Origin of the sequence: Sphingomonas sorbitolis, from assembly GCF_036663875.1 — a bacterium.
GTDB lineage: Bacteria > Pseudomonadota > Alphaproteobacteria > Sphingomonadales > Sphingomonadaceae > Sphingomonas.
Map to the genome: position 1 here is coordinate 1 of NZ_JAXOJS010000001.1, position 16934 is coordinate 16934.

Annotated in this window: 16 protein-coding genes and 3 pseudogenes; 7 read left to right on the plus strand and 12 right to left on the minus strand. The window is 62.3% G+C overall.

Features of this window, described 5'->3' with window-relative positions:
* Positions 1 to 268 precede the first annotated feature (268 nt).
* Positions 269 to 1234, minus strand: a pseudogene (locus tag U1763_RS00005) (DUF6607 family protein).
* An 8-nt stretch (positions 1235 to 1242) separates the two neighbouring features.
* Positions 1243 to 2040 (minus strand): TonB-dependent receptor domain-containing protein, encoded by a 798-nt coding sequence (locus tag U1763_RS00010; protein WP_332754381.1) that lies wholly within the window; start codon positions 2038 to 2040, stop codon positions 1243 to 1245.
* Here U1763_RS00010 and U1763_RS00015 point away from each other — a divergent pair.
* Positions 2034 to 2375: an MFS transporter gene (locus U1763_RS00015; RefSeq protein WP_332753552.1), complete on the plus strand. Its 342-nt coding sequence runs from the start codon at positions 2034 to 2036 to the stop codon at positions 2373 to 2375. The genes U1763_RS00010 and U1763_RS00015 overlap by 7 nt on opposite strands.
* A gap of 132 nt (positions 2376 to 2507) precedes the next feature.
* Here U1763_RS00015 and U1763_RS00020 read toward each other — a convergent pair.
* Positions 2508 to 2741: pseudogene (locus tag U1763_RS00020) on the minus strand (aldo/keto reductase); the annotation flags it as partial.
* Positions 2742 to 2830: 89 nt separating this feature from the next.
* On the opposite strand from U1763_RS00020, the gene U1763_RS00025 reads away from it, so the two are divergent.
* Positions 2831 to 3736, plus strand: coding sequence for a LysR family transcriptional regulator (locus U1763_RS00025; RefSeq protein ID WP_332753553.1), 906 nt, complete (start codon positions 2831 to 2833; stop codon positions 3734 to 3736).
* A 62-nt stretch (positions 3737 to 3798) separates the two neighbouring features.
* On the opposite strand, the gene U1763_RS00030 is transcribed toward U1763_RS00025, so the two are convergent.
* The 3 genes from U1763_RS00030 to U1763_RS00040 all read right to left on the minus strand — a co-directional run bounded on the left by U1763_RS00030 (position 3799) and on the right by U1763_RS00040 (position 5555).
* Positions 3799 to 4035 (minus strand): hypothetical protein, encoded by a 237-nt coding sequence (locus U1763_RS00030; RefSeq protein ID WP_332753554.1) that lies wholly within the window; start codon positions 4033 to 4035, stop codon positions 3799 to 3801.
* A gap of 370 nt (positions 4036 to 4405) precedes the next feature.
* The gene (locus U1763_RS00035; protein WP_332753555.1) at positions 4406 to 4945 is read right to left on the minus strand and encodes a hypothetical protein; all 540 of its coding nucleotides are present in this window, start codon (positions 4943 to 4945) and stop codon (positions 4406 to 4408) included.
* A gap of 439 nt (positions 4946 to 5384) precedes the next feature.
* Positions 5385 to 5555, minus strand: coding sequence for a hypothetical protein (locus tag U1763_RS00040; protein WP_332753556.1), 171 nt, complete (start codon positions 5553 to 5555; stop codon positions 5385 to 5387).
* A 744-nt stretch (positions 5556 to 6299) separates the two neighbouring features.
* Here U1763_RS00040 and ispH point away from each other — a divergent pair.
* A complete protein-coding gene (ispH, locus tag U1763_RS00045) occupies positions 6300 to 7631 on the plus strand; it encodes a 4-hydroxy-3-methylbut-2-enyl diphosphate reductase (RefSeq protein WP_332753557.1) in 1332 nt (443 codons plus the stop codon).
* Here ispH and U1763_RS00050 read toward each other — a convergent pair.
* The 5 genes from U1763_RS00050 to U1763_RS00070 are packed head-to-tail and all read right to left on the minus strand — an operon-like array spanning position 7622 to position 12807.
* Positions 7622 to 8209 (minus strand): hypothetical protein, encoded by a 588-nt coding sequence (locus U1763_RS00050; RefSeq protein WP_332753558.1) that lies wholly within the window; start codon positions 8207 to 8209, stop codon positions 7622 to 7624. The two genes, ispH and U1763_RS00050, sit on opposite strands and share 10 nt — an antisense overlap.
* Positions 8206 to 8733, minus strand: coding sequence for a hypothetical protein (locus U1763_RS00055; protein WP_332753559.1), 528 nt, complete (start codon positions 8731 to 8733; stop codon positions 8206 to 8208). Before U1763_RS00055 ends, U1763_RS00050 begins: the two co-directional genes overlap by 4 nt.
* Positions 8734 to 8744: 11 nt before the next feature.
* A complete protein-coding gene (locus U1763_RS00060) occupies positions 8745 to 10166 on the minus strand; it encodes a hypothetical protein (protein WP_332753560.1) in 1422 nt (473 codons plus the stop codon).
* A gap of 26 nt (positions 10167 to 10192) precedes the next feature.
* Entirely contained in the window at positions 10193 to 11959 is a 1767-nt protein-coding gene (locus U1763_RS00065) for a hypothetical protein (protein WP_332753561.1), read from the minus strand.
* The gene (locus tag U1763_RS00070; RefSeq protein WP_332753562.1) at positions 11956 to 12807 is read right to left on the minus strand and encodes a hypothetical protein; all 852 of its coding nucleotides are present in this window, start codon (positions 12805 to 12807) and stop codon (positions 11956 to 11958) included. The genes U1763_RS00065 and U1763_RS00070 overlap by 4 nt, the downstream gene beginning before the upstream one ends.
* Before the next feature lie 259 nt (positions 12808 to 13066).
* On the opposite strand from U1763_RS00070, the gene U1763_RS00075 reads away from it, so the two are divergent.
* The 4 genes from U1763_RS00075 to U1763_RS00090 all read left to right on the plus strand — a co-directional run bounded on the left by U1763_RS00075 (position 13067) and on the right by U1763_RS00090 (position 16462).
* The gene (locus U1763_RS00075) at positions 13067 to 13999 is read left to right on the plus strand and encodes a hypothetical protein (protein WP_332753563.1); all 933 of its coding nucleotides are present in this window, start codon (positions 13067 to 13069) and stop codon (positions 13997 to 13999) included.
* A 7-nt stretch (positions 14000 to 14006) separates the two neighbouring features.
* Complete coding sequence (locus U1763_RS00080; protein ID WP_332753564.1) at positions 14007 to 15653, plus strand: polyprenyl synthetase family protein; 1647 nt, start codon at positions 14007 to 14009, stop codon at positions 15651 to 15653.
* Positions 15650 to 16078, plus strand: a complete 429-nt coding sequence (locus U1763_RS00085; RefSeq protein WP_332753565.1) for a hypothetical protein — start codon at positions 15650 to 15652, stop codon at positions 16076 to 16078. Before U1763_RS00080 ends, U1763_RS00085 begins: the two co-directional genes overlap by 4 nt.
* 183 nt (positions 16079 to 16261) lie before the next feature.
* Positions 16262 to 16462 carry a hypothetical protein gene (locus U1763_RS00090; RefSeq protein WP_332753566.1) on the plus strand — a complete coding sequence of 67 codons (201 nt, stop codon included), beginning with the start codon at positions 16262 to 16264 and terminating at the stop codon, positions 16460 to 16462.
* A gap of 207 nt (positions 16463 to 16669) precedes the next feature.
* Here U1763_RS00090 and U1763_RS00095 read toward each other — a convergent pair.
* A pseudogene (locus tag U1763_RS00095) lies at positions 16670 to 16903 on the minus strand (integrase core domain-containing protein); the annotation flags it as partial.
* Between the last annotated feature and the right edge of the window lie 31 nt (positions 16904 to 16934).

A 16934-nucleotide genomic window follows, 5' to 3' on the forward strand; every position in this document is an offset into this window, starting at 1 on the left:
TTCGTGGAACCCCGATGCTCTGCCTGCTTCCCGTAGCGCTCAACCGATGCGCTACACCCGCGATGTCAATTCAACCGCGCCCCGCACGACCCTCCCGCGCAGCGGGTTCGTGCTTCCTTCCCGTTCAGGACATTAATGGCTGGCGATCATGCGCCAAAAGTCGTCCGTGCGGAGATGAACGAAAGTCTGAGTTTGGGGAGCGGGGACGGGCGCGCGAATGACCGGTTCTGGGTCGCTAAAGAAGCGGCCAGATTGCCGTGAGAATTCATCATGTCCCGCTTTCACGCCGGATCAGATCCGCGGCTTCCGCCTCTCCCGACTTTTGATCGATTTTAGCCGCCGCGATGTCATCGGCGAGCAGCATTAACTGGTGGCCGGTGGTCGATCCGTTTGACGCGTCCTCCACAACGTTCATGCCTGAGCGCTTTTTGACCGCGCGGTCCCAGTCGGTGCGGACCGCGGCCCAATACTCCTTCGTCTTCGCCCAATACGCATCCGCTGCCGCCACCGCGAAGTCGGTCGCTGGGTCGTAGGTGTTGATGACGTATTCATGGACGTAGGTGGCGGGCTTGCCGTCCTTCATGCCGATCTTGGCATTGTCCTGCTCGTGCACCCAGCCGGCGGGGGTGAGCACGTGGCGGTTGCTGCCGATATAGTGATCATAGGGCGGGTTACGGGTCGCATCGCGGCGGGCAAGCGGGCGGCGGGTTTCGTCGCTGGTCCAGCGGGTGGCGCCGTCGTCGTAGCGCCAGCGACCGATCCCGCCATAGCGCGGGGAATCGTCGGTCTGCCACACTGTCTGTGACCAAGCGGCGCGCCGTTCGGCTTCCGCGAGCGGCCTGAGCGTCCAGCGGCCAGCCGCGGTGTAGACGAGGACAGTCGCGGGTTGCCACGTCCAGTCCTGTCGCTAGTGCTTGATCACCATCGTCTTGGCGTTGCCGTCGGTGACGACCAGCAGATGCTGGAGCACGACGTGGTCGGGCGTATCGACGATCGCGCGAACGACCTCGTGCCCGCCGCTGAGCTTGGCCGGGTAGGGCGTGTAGCCCGCGACCAGCGGTGTCGTCTCGCGCATGTCGAACGTCACCTTGAACGTGCCGGCCATCGCCAGGATCGACGCGTGATCGCGGGCCTGGTCGCCGTAAACGGCCTGCGTCTGCGCGGAGGCGATCGTCGGCGCGAGGGGGAGCGCGGCCAGCGTCAGCCCGGTCGCGAGGAGAAAGGAGCGGAACATCGGGGACCTCACAGGTTGAGCGAGAAGGAGAGCCCGGCGTTGCGGCCGGGTTGCGAATAGGCGTCGCGGACGACCGAGGTCGAGGTCAGTCCGCGGACGTCGCTCCACCAGAAATACTTCTTGTCGGTGATGTTGAAGATCCCCGCGCGCAGCGTCGCATGATCCATCACGCGCAGCGACGCGGTGGCGTCGAGGATCAAGAAGCCCGACGGCGTGAAGCAACTGGTGGCCGCGGTGTTGCAGCTGTTGTTGGTGTCGCCGACCTTCTTGCCCGCGGAGTGCGTCGCGATGACCTCGGCGCGGAACGGTCCGGCGTCGGGTTGGTAGAACAGGCCTGCGACGAGCTTGACGGGTTCGATGCTGTCGAGCGGCTGCGTGCCAGCGACGCCGGTCGTCCGCATCGTGCCCCTCGCGTAGGACGCCGCGGCGCGGACGCCGACGCCGACCGGCAGGCGCGCCTCGCCGCGGGCTTCGAGGCCTTCGATCTTGACGCGGCCGCGGTTGATATACTGGTACACCGCCGGATCCGCCGCGGTGAAGGCGCCGCTGACCTGAACCTGGTCGATGAAGTTGCGGAAGCTGCTGCTGAATGCGGTCCCGCTCAGCGACCAGCCGGTGCCGCTCAACCGGATGCCACCTTCGACGCTGTTGCTCGTCTCGGGTTTGAGATCGGGGTTGGGGATCGATCGGTAATTCTGCGTGATGATGGCAAAGCCGTTGTTGATCTGGTTCGGCTCGGGCGACCGCCGGCCGCCTGACCGGCGACGCCATCGTTGCCAAACTGGGGGATCGCCGGACGATGTTATGGGGCGGCCTGCTGTCGATCGGAGGTTATGTCGTCATGCTTCTCGCGCCGATTGCACCGGTGGCGCTCGCCGGGTTCCTGCTGATTGGGCTTGGCGCTGCGAACGTCGTACCCATTCTCTTCCGCCAGGCCGGCGCGCAAACAGTAATGCCGGCTGGCCTCGCGATCGCCTCGATCACAACCATCGGGTACGCCGGAATCCTCGCTGGCCCCGCTGGGATAGGCTTTCTCGCGCAGATCATTGGTCTGCCCGCCGCCTTCTGGCTGCTCACCGCCCTCCTGTGCCTCGTGCCGCTATGCGCGAAGGCGGCCACGTCTAACAGGCGCACGTCATGACATTTCCCGACATTGCCTTCCTGCACTGCCTCGCTGACCTTGCGGATGCCGAGACTATGCCTCGCTACCGCACCGACATAGCGGTCGATACCAAGCCAAAGGAGGGGTACACCTTCGACCCCGTTACCGAGGCGGATCGAGCGCTTCGCGGATGATCTGGTTGGTGACGTGCGGCCCATAGAAGTCGCTGGTATCGATATGGTCGACCCCACTTTCGATCGCTTCGCGCAGGACGGCGAGCGCCGCGTCGCGGTCGCGTGGAGGTCCGAACACGCCGGGTCCGGCAAGTTGCATGGCACCATAGCCGAGCCGCCTCACGTTGCGGTCACCGAGCCGGAAGCTGCCTGCCTGTTCGATCGTCTGCATGTCGTTCTCCTCTTCCCCCTCCAGATAGGCGTTGCCGAAGCGCGCGATAATCTCGCATTATCCGCACGGGCTGTACGGAAAACCGAACGATGGACGCTGATCTTGGAGACCTGACTGCGTTCCTCGCGGTCGCAAAAGCGCGCGGCTTTCGCGACGCGGCGCGGACGAGCGGCACCAGCGCCTCGACGCTGAGCGAAGCCGTGCGCCGCCTGGAGACGCGGCTCGGCGTCCGCCTGCTCCACCGCACCACGCGCAGCGTCACGCCAACCGAGGCCGGTGCGGGGCTCATCGACCGACTGGCCCCGGCACTCGGCGAGGTCGATGCCGCGCTAGACGCGGTCGGACGCTTCCGGGACGGTGCGGCGGGGGCGCTGCGACTGAACGTGCCGGTCAGCGCCGCGCGGCTCGTGCTGCCCGCGTTCCTGCCAGGTTTTCTCGCCGCAAATCACGGCATCCGGCTTGAAATCGTTGCTGAAGACAGGTTCGTCGACGTGCTAGCCGCGGGGTGCGACGCGGGCATCCGCTATGACGAGCGGCTCGAACAGGACATGATCGCGGTGCCCATCGGGCCGCGTGTCCAGCGGATGGCGACTGCCGCCGCGCCATCATATCTCGATCGACATGGCCGCCCGAATCACCCGCGAAGCCTGCTGGAACACGCATGCGTGCTCGGACGGTTCGCGAGCGGTGCCCTGACGAGTCCCTGGGAGTTCGAGCGCGCCGGCGAGATCGTCCGCGTCGAACCGCGCGGGCCGTTGATCGTGCAGGTCGGCGGGGCGACCGATCTTGCCGTCGACGCCGCAGTCGCAGGCGTCGGGATCATTTCGCTGTTCGAGGATTGGCTGCGCCCGCATCTCGAAAGCGGCGCGCTGGAGCCGGTGCTGGAGGACTGGTGGCAGCCGTTTTCCGGACCTTTCCTCTATTATTCGGACCGTCGTCTGGTGCCGCCCCCGCTGCGCGCGTTTATCGACTTCATCAAAGCAAGTGCAACCTAGGTCATCTCAAGTTTTGAAAATTCCACGTGAGCAGAAGTCGCAATCGTCGAATCGGCAAAATATTAGGCCGCTATTACGGCTGCCCATTTTATATGAGCGTCTAAATCGTTCCCGAACCCGGCGCCCAAAAGGACATCGCGCCAGTCGATTTGGGCGAGAAGCACCGCGTTCTCGAACGCAGTGATGCTCCCATCCGACAGTTTCAAGGTCGCGAGCCAAATGCGCTCCATTGCTTCGCCATCGAGATCTCGAGAATGGACCTGCGGCGGTCCACAATCGTTCATCAGCGTCGTTTCCACCCTCTCCCACAAGTTCGGCGGAAAGACGGTATGGAGAACGTCACGAGTCCTAAGGGTTATATGCAGCGCATTGTTCGGCACATTTCTACCCTTCAGGCTCGGCAGACCCACTTCTACAAGCACGCCTATTCCCGCTCGACCATCCTTTTCGAGAATCTGGCGGGCCGTCGGGCATAGTAGAACGCGTGCGGCATGAGCCCCGCGTCGATGAACGAAGGGCCGAAGTTGGGGAGCGGAAATTACCCCGCGAACGTCCACAACTGGCGGAAGTTGGGAAGCTGGTAGGGCAAACTGAGCGTCTGCAAATGGGTCAATTCGCCAGTCGGCTTGCGCTGCGCGGGCAGTTCTACCGGACCGGCGGAACAGTCGATCAGGCGGCTCGAGCGAGACTCTCTATGGGGATAGCTTGGGCGAAGTTTGCACCCTGAGGCACGAAGACCGAGCCGGTCAGGTCAAGGTTGTGAGATCGCAACGCCTGCTCGTGCCAGCGCCGCATGGCGCGCTCGATACCGCGCCTGATCTTGCCGCGGGGCGGGAGCGGCGCGGCGGTAAGGACGGCACGCGGCCCGACAAACCAGCGATGCCGGTCGGTTAAGAGCTCGACCAGTGCCTCGTCGCTGTCAGCATAGATGCTCACCTCCGAATGCCAATCGACGTGACAAGTGGCACGGGTGGCAAGCGACACCCCCACCGGACCGTCGGCGATCGGCAGTTCGAAGTTTACGTGGATTATATCATATCCGATCTGTTCGACGATTGCTGCGATCTGCAGTGCTTCCACCGGATCCCTGCGTCCACCGGAGGCGAAGGTGATGGTATGGCCGATCGGCGCGAAGGCGGGATAGCCCATGATGATGCGCAAGGCATAGGTCCAGGCTTGCATGGTATCGCTCGAATGCTGGATGGTCATGTTGGTAAACTCCGTTTGTTGGCGGATCGCCCGTCTTCCTTTTCCGCCCCGCCACAGGGCGCACTTCATCTGCTCGTTGGACGTGGGGGCGCGGTGCCGGCCTCGGTGCCTGCAGCGCCGCAGGTGCCTTGCGCGCTAGACGCCTTGCTGGTCTGGCGAGGCCGAGGCCGAGGGCGAAGGGCTACGCTTCACCCTGATCCTGCGGCTCGGACGATGCCGAATGCCACGCCTGGAACGCGCGCCCCGCTGCCGCGGCGGATGCTCGAAGATGCCGAAGAGCGCAGCGCAGTCAGGATGTGCCTGCGTGTAGGTACCAGCCCGGTACGGCGTGACCGCCGCTGCGCGCATCGCGTTCGGTAGATTTGCCAGCCAATCGGCGTGGAGCCGCGCCTGCATGGCAGGACCGCACCAGCTCGGGACGGTATGACCATGGCGGGCGTCATGGCGCCAGATGGACGACGTCGAGGTCGCTCTCCTGGGCGATGGAGGCGAGTCCCACGAACTCGTGGGTATCGAGCACCGGACCGGAGGTGAAGCGAAGCTTTGGGACATCGGCACCCCCGGTGAGGAGTGTCCGCGCGGCGTTGAGGTAAGGCGTCAAGATCAACATTGTTCTTCCTTTCATTTGCCCTTCCTTTCGAAGGAACATTCCTTTCTTTCTCCGGATAGTATTGGGATTGGCGGTATCGGCTTCGGAAAGGGTTGAGGCACTAGCCTGCGTTTTATCACCGCCTGATCGGTCGTATTCGGGAGCGTGTGGCCTTTTCCGAATCACGGATGTGAGTTAGACCGCTGATGCGACTGCGAACGCTCGGAATTTTGGCAAAATTGGTGGAAACCGGTCTGTCCGCTCCGCGCGCGCGGGGTCGATAGCGGACGCTCGTTCAGACAAAATTCTACGGCAGCAAGCAGATTAGAGAGGTGCGGTGATCGGGCGGTCCAGCTACCGGCCGTTGCAGCAGACCGACTTCGGCGCTGAGTGAGCACCTTTACCGTGCACTTCGCTTCCCCCTGCTATCGAACGAGACACAAGAAATTCCGCGCGAGACTGACCGACGCCGTCTTCTCGGCAGTCATCTAATCGTCGTCGGCGCAAATGCCAAAGCCTATGAATCTAAAGTGCTCGCGGTACCGCCGCGCATCGGTGCTATCCTTAGAACCAATAAGTCGAGACCTGGTGCTAAAACAATTTGTGTAGTTTGATCTGCGCCTGCGAGGCCTCAAAGTGCCTTACCCATCGAAACTTGAACAACAAAGTATGGGATCGTGGGCACGGCATTACAGTTCCCGAAAGAAAAATAGCGCCACGACTCCGAATATGATAGAGATACTCTGTAAATAAAAGGAGGGAATGGTGGAGCTTTTGCTGGCCAATCCCCGCGGCTTTTGTGCGGGTGTCGAACGAGCGATTGGAACGGTCGAAACCCTGCTCGAACTCAGGGGGGCACCGGTTCATGTGCGTCACGAGATCGTGCACAACCGGCGCGTCGTGCAGCGGCTCGAAGCGCGCGGTGCGATCTTCGTTGATCGAACCGAAGATATCCCAGAAGCGGCGCTGACCGTATTGTCTGCGCATGGTGTGCCGCCCAGCGTGATTGAGGCAGCGGCAAAAAGGCGATTGGAAATCGTCGATGCGACCTGCCCGCTGGTAGTCAAGGTTCATCTGGAAGTGGCGCGACAGGCGCGCGCCGGTAGATCTGTCGTCGTCATCGGTCATCGTGGCCATGTCGAGGTCGAGGGATTGATCGGCCATATTCCTGAAGGATCGTCGGGAACGGTCACCGTGATCGAGCATGAACGCGAGATCGCTGCTTTCGACCCACCCGATCCCGGGGCGGTGGCGTGGGTCACGCAGACGACGCTGGCAGTCAACGATGCCGCGCGAATCGTGGGGAAATTGCGCGAACGGTTTCCGCAGCTGGCTGATCCGCACGGCGACACGATCTGCTACGCGACCCAGAATCGTCAGACGGCAGTTCGCAAGATCGCGGGAAACTGCGACTTGGTGCTGGTCGTCGGTGCGTCGCACAGCTCCAACAGCAACCGATTGGTCGAAGTCGCCCGCGAATGCGGCACGACCAGCTTGTTGATCGAAAGTGCCGATGACCTGCGCCCCGAAATGTTCGCCGGGGTTTCGCGGATTGGCCTTACCGCGAGCGCCTCCGCTCCCGAGGACTTGGTCGAGGCGGTGATTGGATGGCTGCGTGTCCATGATCCGGCGTTGCGGGTCACCGCTGTCGGTCGACCTGAAACAGTGCATTTCAACCTGCCCCATGCCGTGAGAAACTTAGCGAAGGAGACGATCGAGATGACCGAGAACGATGCAAAGGGCGCGGAGGCTATTTCCGTATCGCGGAAGCGGGGCGGTACGGACGGTGTCTCGGACGCACTCGACGCGGCAGCCGATCTTGCAACGTGGTTACGCGAAACGGTGGAAGACGTTGCCGATTTCGCCAGTGATCAGGTTGATCGCGTCACGCGCACGGCTGAAGAGCTTCGCGACCGCAATCTCGACGCAAAGGCGCTGGAAGCGGCGCGTCGCCGACCTGCGGTCGCCCGTGTCCGCAAAAGCACGCACACTGTGCTCGACCTCGGCATCGATGTGGCGGCGGTGGCGATCAACATCGGGATCGATGGCGTCGATCTGCTGCTGCGGCGTCGCCCAGACACTGTGGCTCACGCCTGAACGCTGAATACGATTTCGATAGGGGCTGTACCGACCCCCATGGTGAAGCTCAATTGCCAGAGCCCTGGAAGTGCGTCGATGGGCACGTCGATCGCAATGACCAGCTTTTCGAAGTCGCGCGGCGCGACGGTCAGTGTGGCCGGAAGGAATCGCACGGCTGGCGGCGCCACATCGGCGCCACCAAATCGCATCCCAATCACCGTCGGGACAAGATCGGCCATTGGCTGACTGCCGGGATTGTCAACGGAAAGCGGAATGTGCAGAGTTTCACCGGGAGCAACCCGTGGCCCGTTCCGCGTCGGACTTTGAGTTCCGGTCGGCGGTGCGGCTTGCGGCGCTGGCGATGGCTGGCCGCCCTCGCGCGCGGCATCTAATGCAACGCGCGCGAGGGTGGACAGACCTGAGCTCGTGTGCCGAACGATGGCGAGCAACGGCGCTTCCCCCAAAACCACGGTCTGGGGTTTGCCCGAAACGGTGTCGGCAAAGCCCTTTGTAACAACCACACCGGCCTTGAGCACGACATCCACGGCATTGCCGGCGAGCTGACGCACCCCGTCGAACGCCGTCGGATCACTCATCCGCGAATGTCGCTAACCGGACCCGAAGCGGGAGTTGTCGCCGCAGCCGGCGCCGCGCAGTCGTCATCGCAGCGCAATGGCGTGGCGACGGTCGCACCCGTCAGCCTGATGTCGATCAGACGCCTTCCCGCCACGTCGATGCCGACCGAATAGTCCGACGCGACCTGCCAAACATTACAAAAGCGCACCTGAAGCGGAGTCCGCATCTGCAGAGCATGGTGGATCGGCTCGGCGAGCTTCGTCTGGATCCGGTGCGATTGCTGGAGCTCATCAGCAAATCTGTGCTCGAAGGTGATCGGCGCGTCGCGGTCGCCGCGGACGACAACTTGGCCATCGAGTTTGCCGACGCAGTCTTGGTCCCACAAATGCATGCGAACGACCGGCTGATCGGTACGGTGGGTGACGCCACCTTCGAACCGGTGTGCGATCGGCGGGTCGCAATCGCTGCCCGCATGGCGGAATGCCTGCCGCTCGTCGCCGATTAGCGGCTGGGTGATGACGAAAGTCTCGGTCTCTTCGTCCATGACACGTCTCCCTATCGGATGCGGTAGACATCCATCACGAATTTCTGACGGCAGGTCCAGCTCTCGAGCACGACGCGAACATCGTGTTCGCCGTCGAGGCAGGCATGGGCAAAGCGCATATGCCGTTTCTCGTCGGCGTGCACACAGAGTTCCTCGTCATCTACGAACACCGTGAAATCGACATCGAGATCGAACTGGAAGCGATAGACCCCGTGGTTGCAGCATGCGACGCCACACCACTCGGCGCGATAGGGCAGATTGATTTCGCGCATCGAACGCGGGCTGAGATCGCTGGTCGGCAGCCCTTCGAGGCAGTCTCCCTCCGGACCTACGTCAAGCGCGTGCCGGTTGACCTGTATCCACACGGGACGCGCCGCCGAACACAGTGGCGCGAGTAAATGGGCACCCCGCACCAGCTCCGGCCTGGCTTTCTCCGTCCCACGATCATAACCCAACCTGGAGCCTTTGAGAATGCCGATCACCTCCGGACCGGCGGTGGATGTGTCGGGTGAAGCGGGCGTAGCGGGGACCGCGGTCGGCGGTTGGGCCGGTGCGCCGTTTGTCGCATCATTCGGCCTGGTCTCGGTTCCGCCGCTTTCCTCTTTCGTTTCGCGGTCACGCGGGGCGAGCGAAGCAACCCGCATCCGCAATTTGTCGCGCAGGCCCGCTTCGAATAGCGCATATTCAGGGCTGCCGCGCAGGACGAGCAGCGCGCGTGATTCCGGCGTAAACGCAACCAGCGCGACGACATTGCCATCGCCCGCCGCAAAGGGCGGCGCCGTCGTGACCGCAACCTGCATCATGTCGATGCCGGGTCCATGGGCGATCTCTTCGACAAAGGCGTCGAACTCATCGGCGTCTTTGCCGCTGTCCGTATCGTCGAGTCCGCCCGATACGATGCTCGTCACCATCCGATTCTTGTCGTCGAATTCGACCGTGACAGTGCCACCCTCGGTCTGCGCTGCCCGTGCGATTTCGACCATGGCGATCGCGGTGCTACGTTCGGGCGTCTGCAGCTGGATCGTAAAACGCTCGACACTGCCGCCGATTAGCAGGGCAATCACCGCCCAGTCCGAAGGCTCGGGCATATCGGGGCGCGACTCGATGCCGATGGCCAAGCCTACGACCTGGCCGCTGGCGCGGGTGGTTTCGCGGGGCCGCTCAAGCGCGTCTCGTGTCAGGCGGCGGACCCGGGTGACCGCCGCGCCGCCGTCTTCATTGTTGTCGAATTCGAGTTCGACCGGCTCGGCGCGGTCCATCGCGTCGCGCAACAGGCCGAGTTGCGACAGCCGCTCGTTGAAGCGTTCGGGATCGGCATCGAGGTCCGCAATCGTATAGGTTGCGCGGCTGCCGTCGCCATGAAGCAGGAACGCACTCGCTTGACCGGCGCGACTGATCTCCAACGCTTCGACAAATCCTCGGATGGTAGTCATCGCTTTCGCTCCTCGATTGCGGGAATTTATGGGCGGGGCAGGTCTCCGGTCGCGGACAGATCTTCGAAGCTGGTGCCGTCGCGGCGGATCCGCAAATGGCCCGGCATCACGAGACCCTGCGTGCTGACACTCACCGATTCGAGGCAGGCCTGCAGTTCCGCAACGCCGGCGACGACGGGCGGAATCGGCTGAAGCTGCGCCGATTGCTGGTCGGCGATATCGCGGGCGATTTCGCCCCCGACCTTGTCGATCATGCTTTCGACCACGCCCAGCATGATCCAGCCGACGATCGGGATGATCAGATCGACAAACACGTCACAGCAGCTTTCACCCGCATCGAAATTATGCATTTCCGACCGGAACGTGCCTTTGCATTCGGTATCGGTTTCCTCGACGTCGAGTCGCAGCAGAACCGATCCGTCGAAGCTGACGTCGGGATCGAACCAGCAGTCGATATGGACTTCGGCTTCGCCTTCGACCCACAAATGGCCCTCGTCCATATCGTGGGTGCCCGCGTCCGACGGGGTGACCGACAGGCTGTTGAGCGTCGCATTGCCCTCGGCAGTGCTGACCAGATGCCCGCCATTGTCCAAGTCCGGAAACTCGGCCGCGATCGCATCGGAGATGGTTTTGTCGAGGACGCGTCGGCTCGCGGCCAGCGCCACCTGCTTGTTGCCGATGAAGGCGTCCGGCGGGGCGTCGTCCGCCTCGGTGGTGCCATCAAGACGGTTCATTAGGATGGCCAGCGCCTGGGCATCGGGCAGTGTAAAGCCCACCGGGGTCGATAGCGGATGCGCCGGATCACCCGAGCGCGGTGTGTAATAGGGATATCTGCGCGGTTTCAGATAGTTTGCGGCTTCCTCGGCGATCAGCGTCTTGGCAGCCGCCTCATCGAACCATGGCGCGGCGATCGTGCCGAAACCGGCCAGCTGTTGTTTGAGCAGGGACAGCAGATTGGCGATGACGAGCTGCTCTGCAAATGGTGTGCCGTCGAAGTCGATCGACGTCGCAAGACCGTTCAGGCCGGGCAGATTGACATCGGGCTCGGTCCCCATCTCGACCCTGACCTGGGCAGCGCCGGTGTCGTCAATGACTTCGCGCCAGAAAGTTGCGGCACCATAATTCGAAAAGCCCGCTGCCGACGGCACGCTGGCGTGAAGCGGCAGGACGACTTTCAACCAGGTCCTGCCCCCGTGCAGCTCGAGGAAGGCACTGATTTCGGGATTGCCCGCCTTATTGGGTGGGTTCAGCATCGGGTCGCGCGTGCCGTCGTAGATCGTCAGCGTGTTGGGACCCAGGCTGAACTGGCGCGCAGGTAGGGCCATGTAGCGGGTGTGGATCGCCGCCAGGAACACCGTCGAGTCGAGCGTTGGCAGCCCCGTCAGCACCGGGACGTCGACATCGGCGGCCTCCACGCCGCCGAAATCGATCCCGAGCTGGTCCTCGCCATCGACCGGCCAGTGACTGAGCGCACCGGGAACCGAGATCGTCGAGCTCAGCGTGACCCGCGACAAGGCCGGATCGGGTGCATCAGGCGTTTCGATGGTAATCGCGACCGGCAGGGAAAACCGCAGCGCCTTGTTGTCCCCGGCTTCGAACCCGACGTCCGCAGCGTTCGTGTCGTCGTCGATCAAGCGGACGTAGACGGTCGCGAGGTGTCCGCCGAAGTCGCGCGAGACCGGTGGCAGATTGTGCGGAAACATCGCCTCGTTCTTCAGCGCCAGATGGAATATCGCTCTCAACGGCGCGATCCCGAACTGCACGCAAAAGTCGAAGTTGGAAGTATTGCTCATGACGCGGCGGCTGACGGCTCGGGTGCGATCCCTCCCTTGCTGTCCTTGACATGCACCATGCGGACAAAGGCCCGGAAGACGTCGGTCGCCTCACCGCTTTGCAGCTTTCTGAACTGTTCGGCGGTGCGGAGCGGCAGGGCGCGACGCATAATTATGCCCAGTTCAACCACGTCAGCCACAGCCGGATCGTCCTTGTAGAACCACGCCTCTTCAAGGGTGAGAGTCTTCGGCGCCGTTTTCAAAATCGGTGCGTCCGGCACAGAAGCGGCGATATCGAGCCGCCTAGTTGCAGGCCGCGGCGGACCCACCGACAGCATCTGACTACCGCCTAAACGACGCACGCCCGGATAGCGCGATGTGGGGGCAGGGCGCGCATCTTGCAGCGCCTTGATCGCCTTGTCGAAGGGTTGGGCTTCATAAGCGGGTTCGAGACCGCGCAAGTCTTTAGGCTTGAGTCGGCACGTTTCGAAGACCAATCGGGCAAACCACACGGGATCGTCGGGACAGGGTGCCTCGCCCAGATTTTTGTAGATGCGGGATTCGAGGAGCGCGCGGCGTTCGCGCAGGAGCTTTGGATGCCGTAGCGAGCGCAGGACATGGTCCTGCATCTGTGGCGACAGTTCGATTCCATAGGCTTTGAGCGCAAGAACCGGGTTGGCAATCAACAATATGCTGAACTCTGGGTCTTGTTCGACACGCTGTTTGAGAGTTCGCGCCATCGCAAGCAATTGGCGTTCGTTATCTACCTTTACTGTTTTGGAATCACGAGGAATCGGCAACGGCAATAAAAACCGCCTGCGATCCGTGAACATCCTGACGCCGGTTCGGCCCTTTTGAGTATCTTCCATCACGGAACACTCCCAAGATGTAGGGCTTCCGACTCCTACAATTGTGGGATAACATGATTCAGTGTTCGGACAAAACGCCGAATTATTTCGTATTCCGAAGCACGGGGGCTAAATGTCTGGGTTCATTACTCCAAGCACCTTGTCGGTAGGCGCCCAAGGACTGGGTCCGGCCGGCCCCTTCCCGACGGCACCTTTGCATCGAGCAATCGACCGGCGATGGCTTCACTATGCTTTTCTTTCGACCGACGGTCGCCATGCAATGGTTGCCAATGCCGCCTGGTTGGGTCCGCCCGAAGAAGAGTTGCGAAGTGGTGAGATCGGCGAAGAACGACTGACCACCATCCTGCTACTGCACGATTCGCATAGCGCAGATGGGTGGAAATCAAGCCAGTTCAACGCCGATATCGGCGATGCCTTGCCATGGTCGGCCTTCGCCAGACCCTTTCCGCACGGACAGGTACGTAACCTGGCGATCGATACGCCGATCGGTGCGCCCGCTGTCGACCTTTCGTTGTTCCGTACCAGCCAGCCCTGCACGAGCCAGTGCGCGTTTTTCGCCCGGCACCAGCATTTGCGCTGGCAGTCGGAAACCGGCGTGCGCGGATCGGGAAGCTTCAATTATGGGTCGGGTCCGGTTCCCGTTGACCTGATTGGCTATCACGAACGCGTGCGCGGGCGCTGGGGATGGCCCGATCTGGGCGAGTGGGTGTTCGGCTTTGCCAACGACCTTTCGCCCGAGCCGGACAGGCCACCGCGATGGGCTGGCGTTTTCACATTCATTCGTCCGACCGGAGATGCGCCCCATGCGACCGCCAGTTTCATGCTGTGGAAGGACGGCCGGATGCGTCGACACTTCCCCCGGCGCGCAACCACCTTTGCGGTACGCGGCGAATTACCGCGCGACCGCGTGACGCTCGCACCGCCGCTCGCCGGTTTGCTCGGGGTGGCCCCAATGGCCGCCGTTCCGCGTCGTCTCGCCATTTCGGCCCGGCAGGGCGACGACTGGGTCGTGCTCGATTTCGATGCCGAAACGGCAGCGCGGCTCGTCATCCCGTCAGAAACCAGTCTCAATGCGTTCTCGGTACACGAACTGCTTGGCGACTGCCTGCTCACCGGTGAACTTAACGGCGAAAGATTCACCGTTGAGACGCGCGGTATCGTCGAATTTTCGGGCGGTGCCGATGCCGGATAACGCTGCCATGCTGTCGGCAGACCTGATGGTCGGGACGATCGGCCTGCTGAGTCGACGGGCACCCGCGATCGTCGCGGCGGCGGGTAAGCAATTGGGCACGGTCCACCTGTTGGTTCATTTTGGCGATGGCAGTCATGCGATGCTCGCCAACACGCAAGGAATGCTGACCGCAGCCCATGCGATCCCAGACACGTCGTGCCAGGTCGAGGCGTACTTCGACGACCGCAGTCTCGCGCTGCTGTTCGATGGGGCCGGGTGGCCGGTCGAGCAAGCAATGGAAGGGAGTCTGGATGTTCGGGGCGAGCGTCTCGACGTGCTGGCAACCTGGCGGACTTTCCGTTTGCTTGCCCAGCGCGCTTCGGGGTTGCGCGCAGTCCAGCAGATATGGCTCGCTTATCGCAACGGCGCGGCAAAGGGCTGGTCTCCTTCCGAACCGGGCGTAACCCCGGATCGGCGGACAACGCGAACGCACTGGGACATAGCCCATTGGCCTGCGCTCGACTGGCTCGATCAGCGGCATCCGGCGGGCGAGGATTTGATTGCGCGTGGCGAGCCCGTGCTGGCCCCGGCGCGATCGCTATGGACAGGACGTCAGGCAGGCAGTTGGCAAGCCGCGCCGCCGGTGTTCGACAACGACCTCGACGCAACCATGGCGCAATTCAAGCAGTTGGTCGTGGACGAGATCCTGCGGCTGGTGCCGAACAAGCGGCCACGGCGCGACTTATACGACCTGATGCGCGACTATGTGCAACGTGCAGGCAAGGGATTGCGACCGACACTGGTGATCTCGACCTGCCTCGCCTTTGGCGGGCGTATCGAGGATGGGGTCCGCGCGGCAGCGGCCCTGGAAATGTTCCACAATGGCTTTCTGGTCCATGACGATATCGCTGATGAATCGACGCATCGTCGGGGATTGCCGACGCTGCATGAGGCGCATGGTATTGGACTTGCGATCAACGCGGGCGACGCGATGCACCTGTTCGCGGTCGACATGACACTGTCGAACCTGTCGACGCTCGGACTGTCGCGCACCCTCGCGTTGATCCACGAGATTCTGCACATGTGCCGCGAGACTGTTGAGGGGCAAGCCATCGAACTCGGCTGGATCCGGCGCAATGTCGTGCCGCGGCGCGATGGTGACTATAGCATGATGAGTACCAAAAAGACGGGCTGGTACACGTGCATCAGCCCATGCCGTATCGGCGCCGTCGCGGCTGGCGTGACCGCGCCCGTCGATCTCGACCGCTTCAACGAAGCTTTTCGTCTTATTGGCATTGCCTTCCAAATCCAGGACGACGTGCTCAACCTTGTCGGCGATACCGCGCTTTACGGCAAAGAAGCGTTGGGCGATCTTCTCGAAGGGAAACGGACCGTAATGATGATCCACCTGTTCCGATCGAGTCCGCCCGAAGTGGTTGCGCGCATGACGGCAATCAACGCCATGTCGCGCATCGACAAGCCGTTCGCTGTGGCCGAGGAAATGCTAGCGGCGATGCACAAAGTCGGCTCGGTCGATTATGGAATTGCGCACGCGCTGGCGCTTGCGGGAAAGGGCGTGCACCGGTTCGAGCGCGACCTAGCTTTCGTGCCCGATAACCCAAGCAAGGCGGTGCTCCGCCAAGTTGCCAACTACGTCGTGACGCGCGCACTGTGACCGGCCTGACCCCCTCCGACCGGGCGCTGCTCGCGCTGGTGGCGGGACAGGACCATGTGCTGCGGTCGGGCCTGTCCACACTCGCACGCCTCGGTGTCCGGGTGCGCCGCGCTGACCCTGATCGGGCCGAAACACTGGTCCTGCAGTTCGAAGCGCATCCGTTCTACAAGGCGGGGCAAACGCTATTCGACCTGTTCGAGTTTGAGGACTTTATCCTCGATGGTGATCTCGCGCCGGTTGATGCGGACATGCTGATGAAAATTGTCCAGCCGCTTGCGGCGTGGATGGGCCTGTCGGGGGTTCCCGCACCCGATTTATCGGATCTCCCCAAGCTGGAAGCCGGGTTCTACCTGTTTCGCGATGTCGCCATTGGACTGATTTCGCTCGGGTCCGATCTCATGCGGGATGCCGCCGTCCCGGCTTGATCCCGGGCTTTTTGCCCGGTGGAGAAGGGGCGCGGCCAATGTCGGGCGCCAGCATCTCGGCGTCGCTCGGGGGGCAGATCGGTGGTTTGGTGCCGATTCCCAATCGCGCTGCCGCAGCTTGTGCGGGCATTCCTGAAAACCTGCTCTCGGCAACCGTGACCTGGCGCGAGCTACGACCTGCCCTTGGCGGCCGCGGGTTCGCTTCGGCTGGCGGACGCCGATTACCAGTCCTCCTATTACGTCTCCGCATTCAACCGTCCGCAGGATCGCTCGCCTGGTCGGGTTTATGTGAACAGCGCGATCATTTGGAAGACGCCGAATGCCCAAATCGACGTGGTGGTGTCGGCCCGCAATATCCTGAACGCAAGCAAGCAAGTTGCATAAGCCTACAACCCGTCAATTGGTGCTTGGTATGAAAAATTACCCGATCCGCAAACCGCACTTTTTATGATGCGGCTCAGCTGGCAAATCTCGTCACGTAGCGGCCAAAACCTATCAAAAGGTCCCGCATGAGCCTTAAGATCGGATCTTTCTGTGGATGCTTGCTTGAAAGCAATTTAGCGAAATTCTTCAAATTGGGGAAACTCTAACCTAATCTCCGTTTTGAGGTCGCGGAAACTTGGCTTCGATCTCTATATGCCTTTGGCAGCGGCGGTTCGTAAACTCCAAGGGTCCCAACCCTCCAAGACTGCTGTGCGGGCGCACGGTATTATAGTCCGTACGCCACGCCTCAATTATCCGTCTGACTGCAGTCAGCGTTGGGAACAGCTGCTCGTTCAGGCACTCGTCGCGCAAGCGACCATTGAACGATCCCTCAAAACCATCTGCCGCTGCTGTTCGCAAAGCCCAGAAGAGC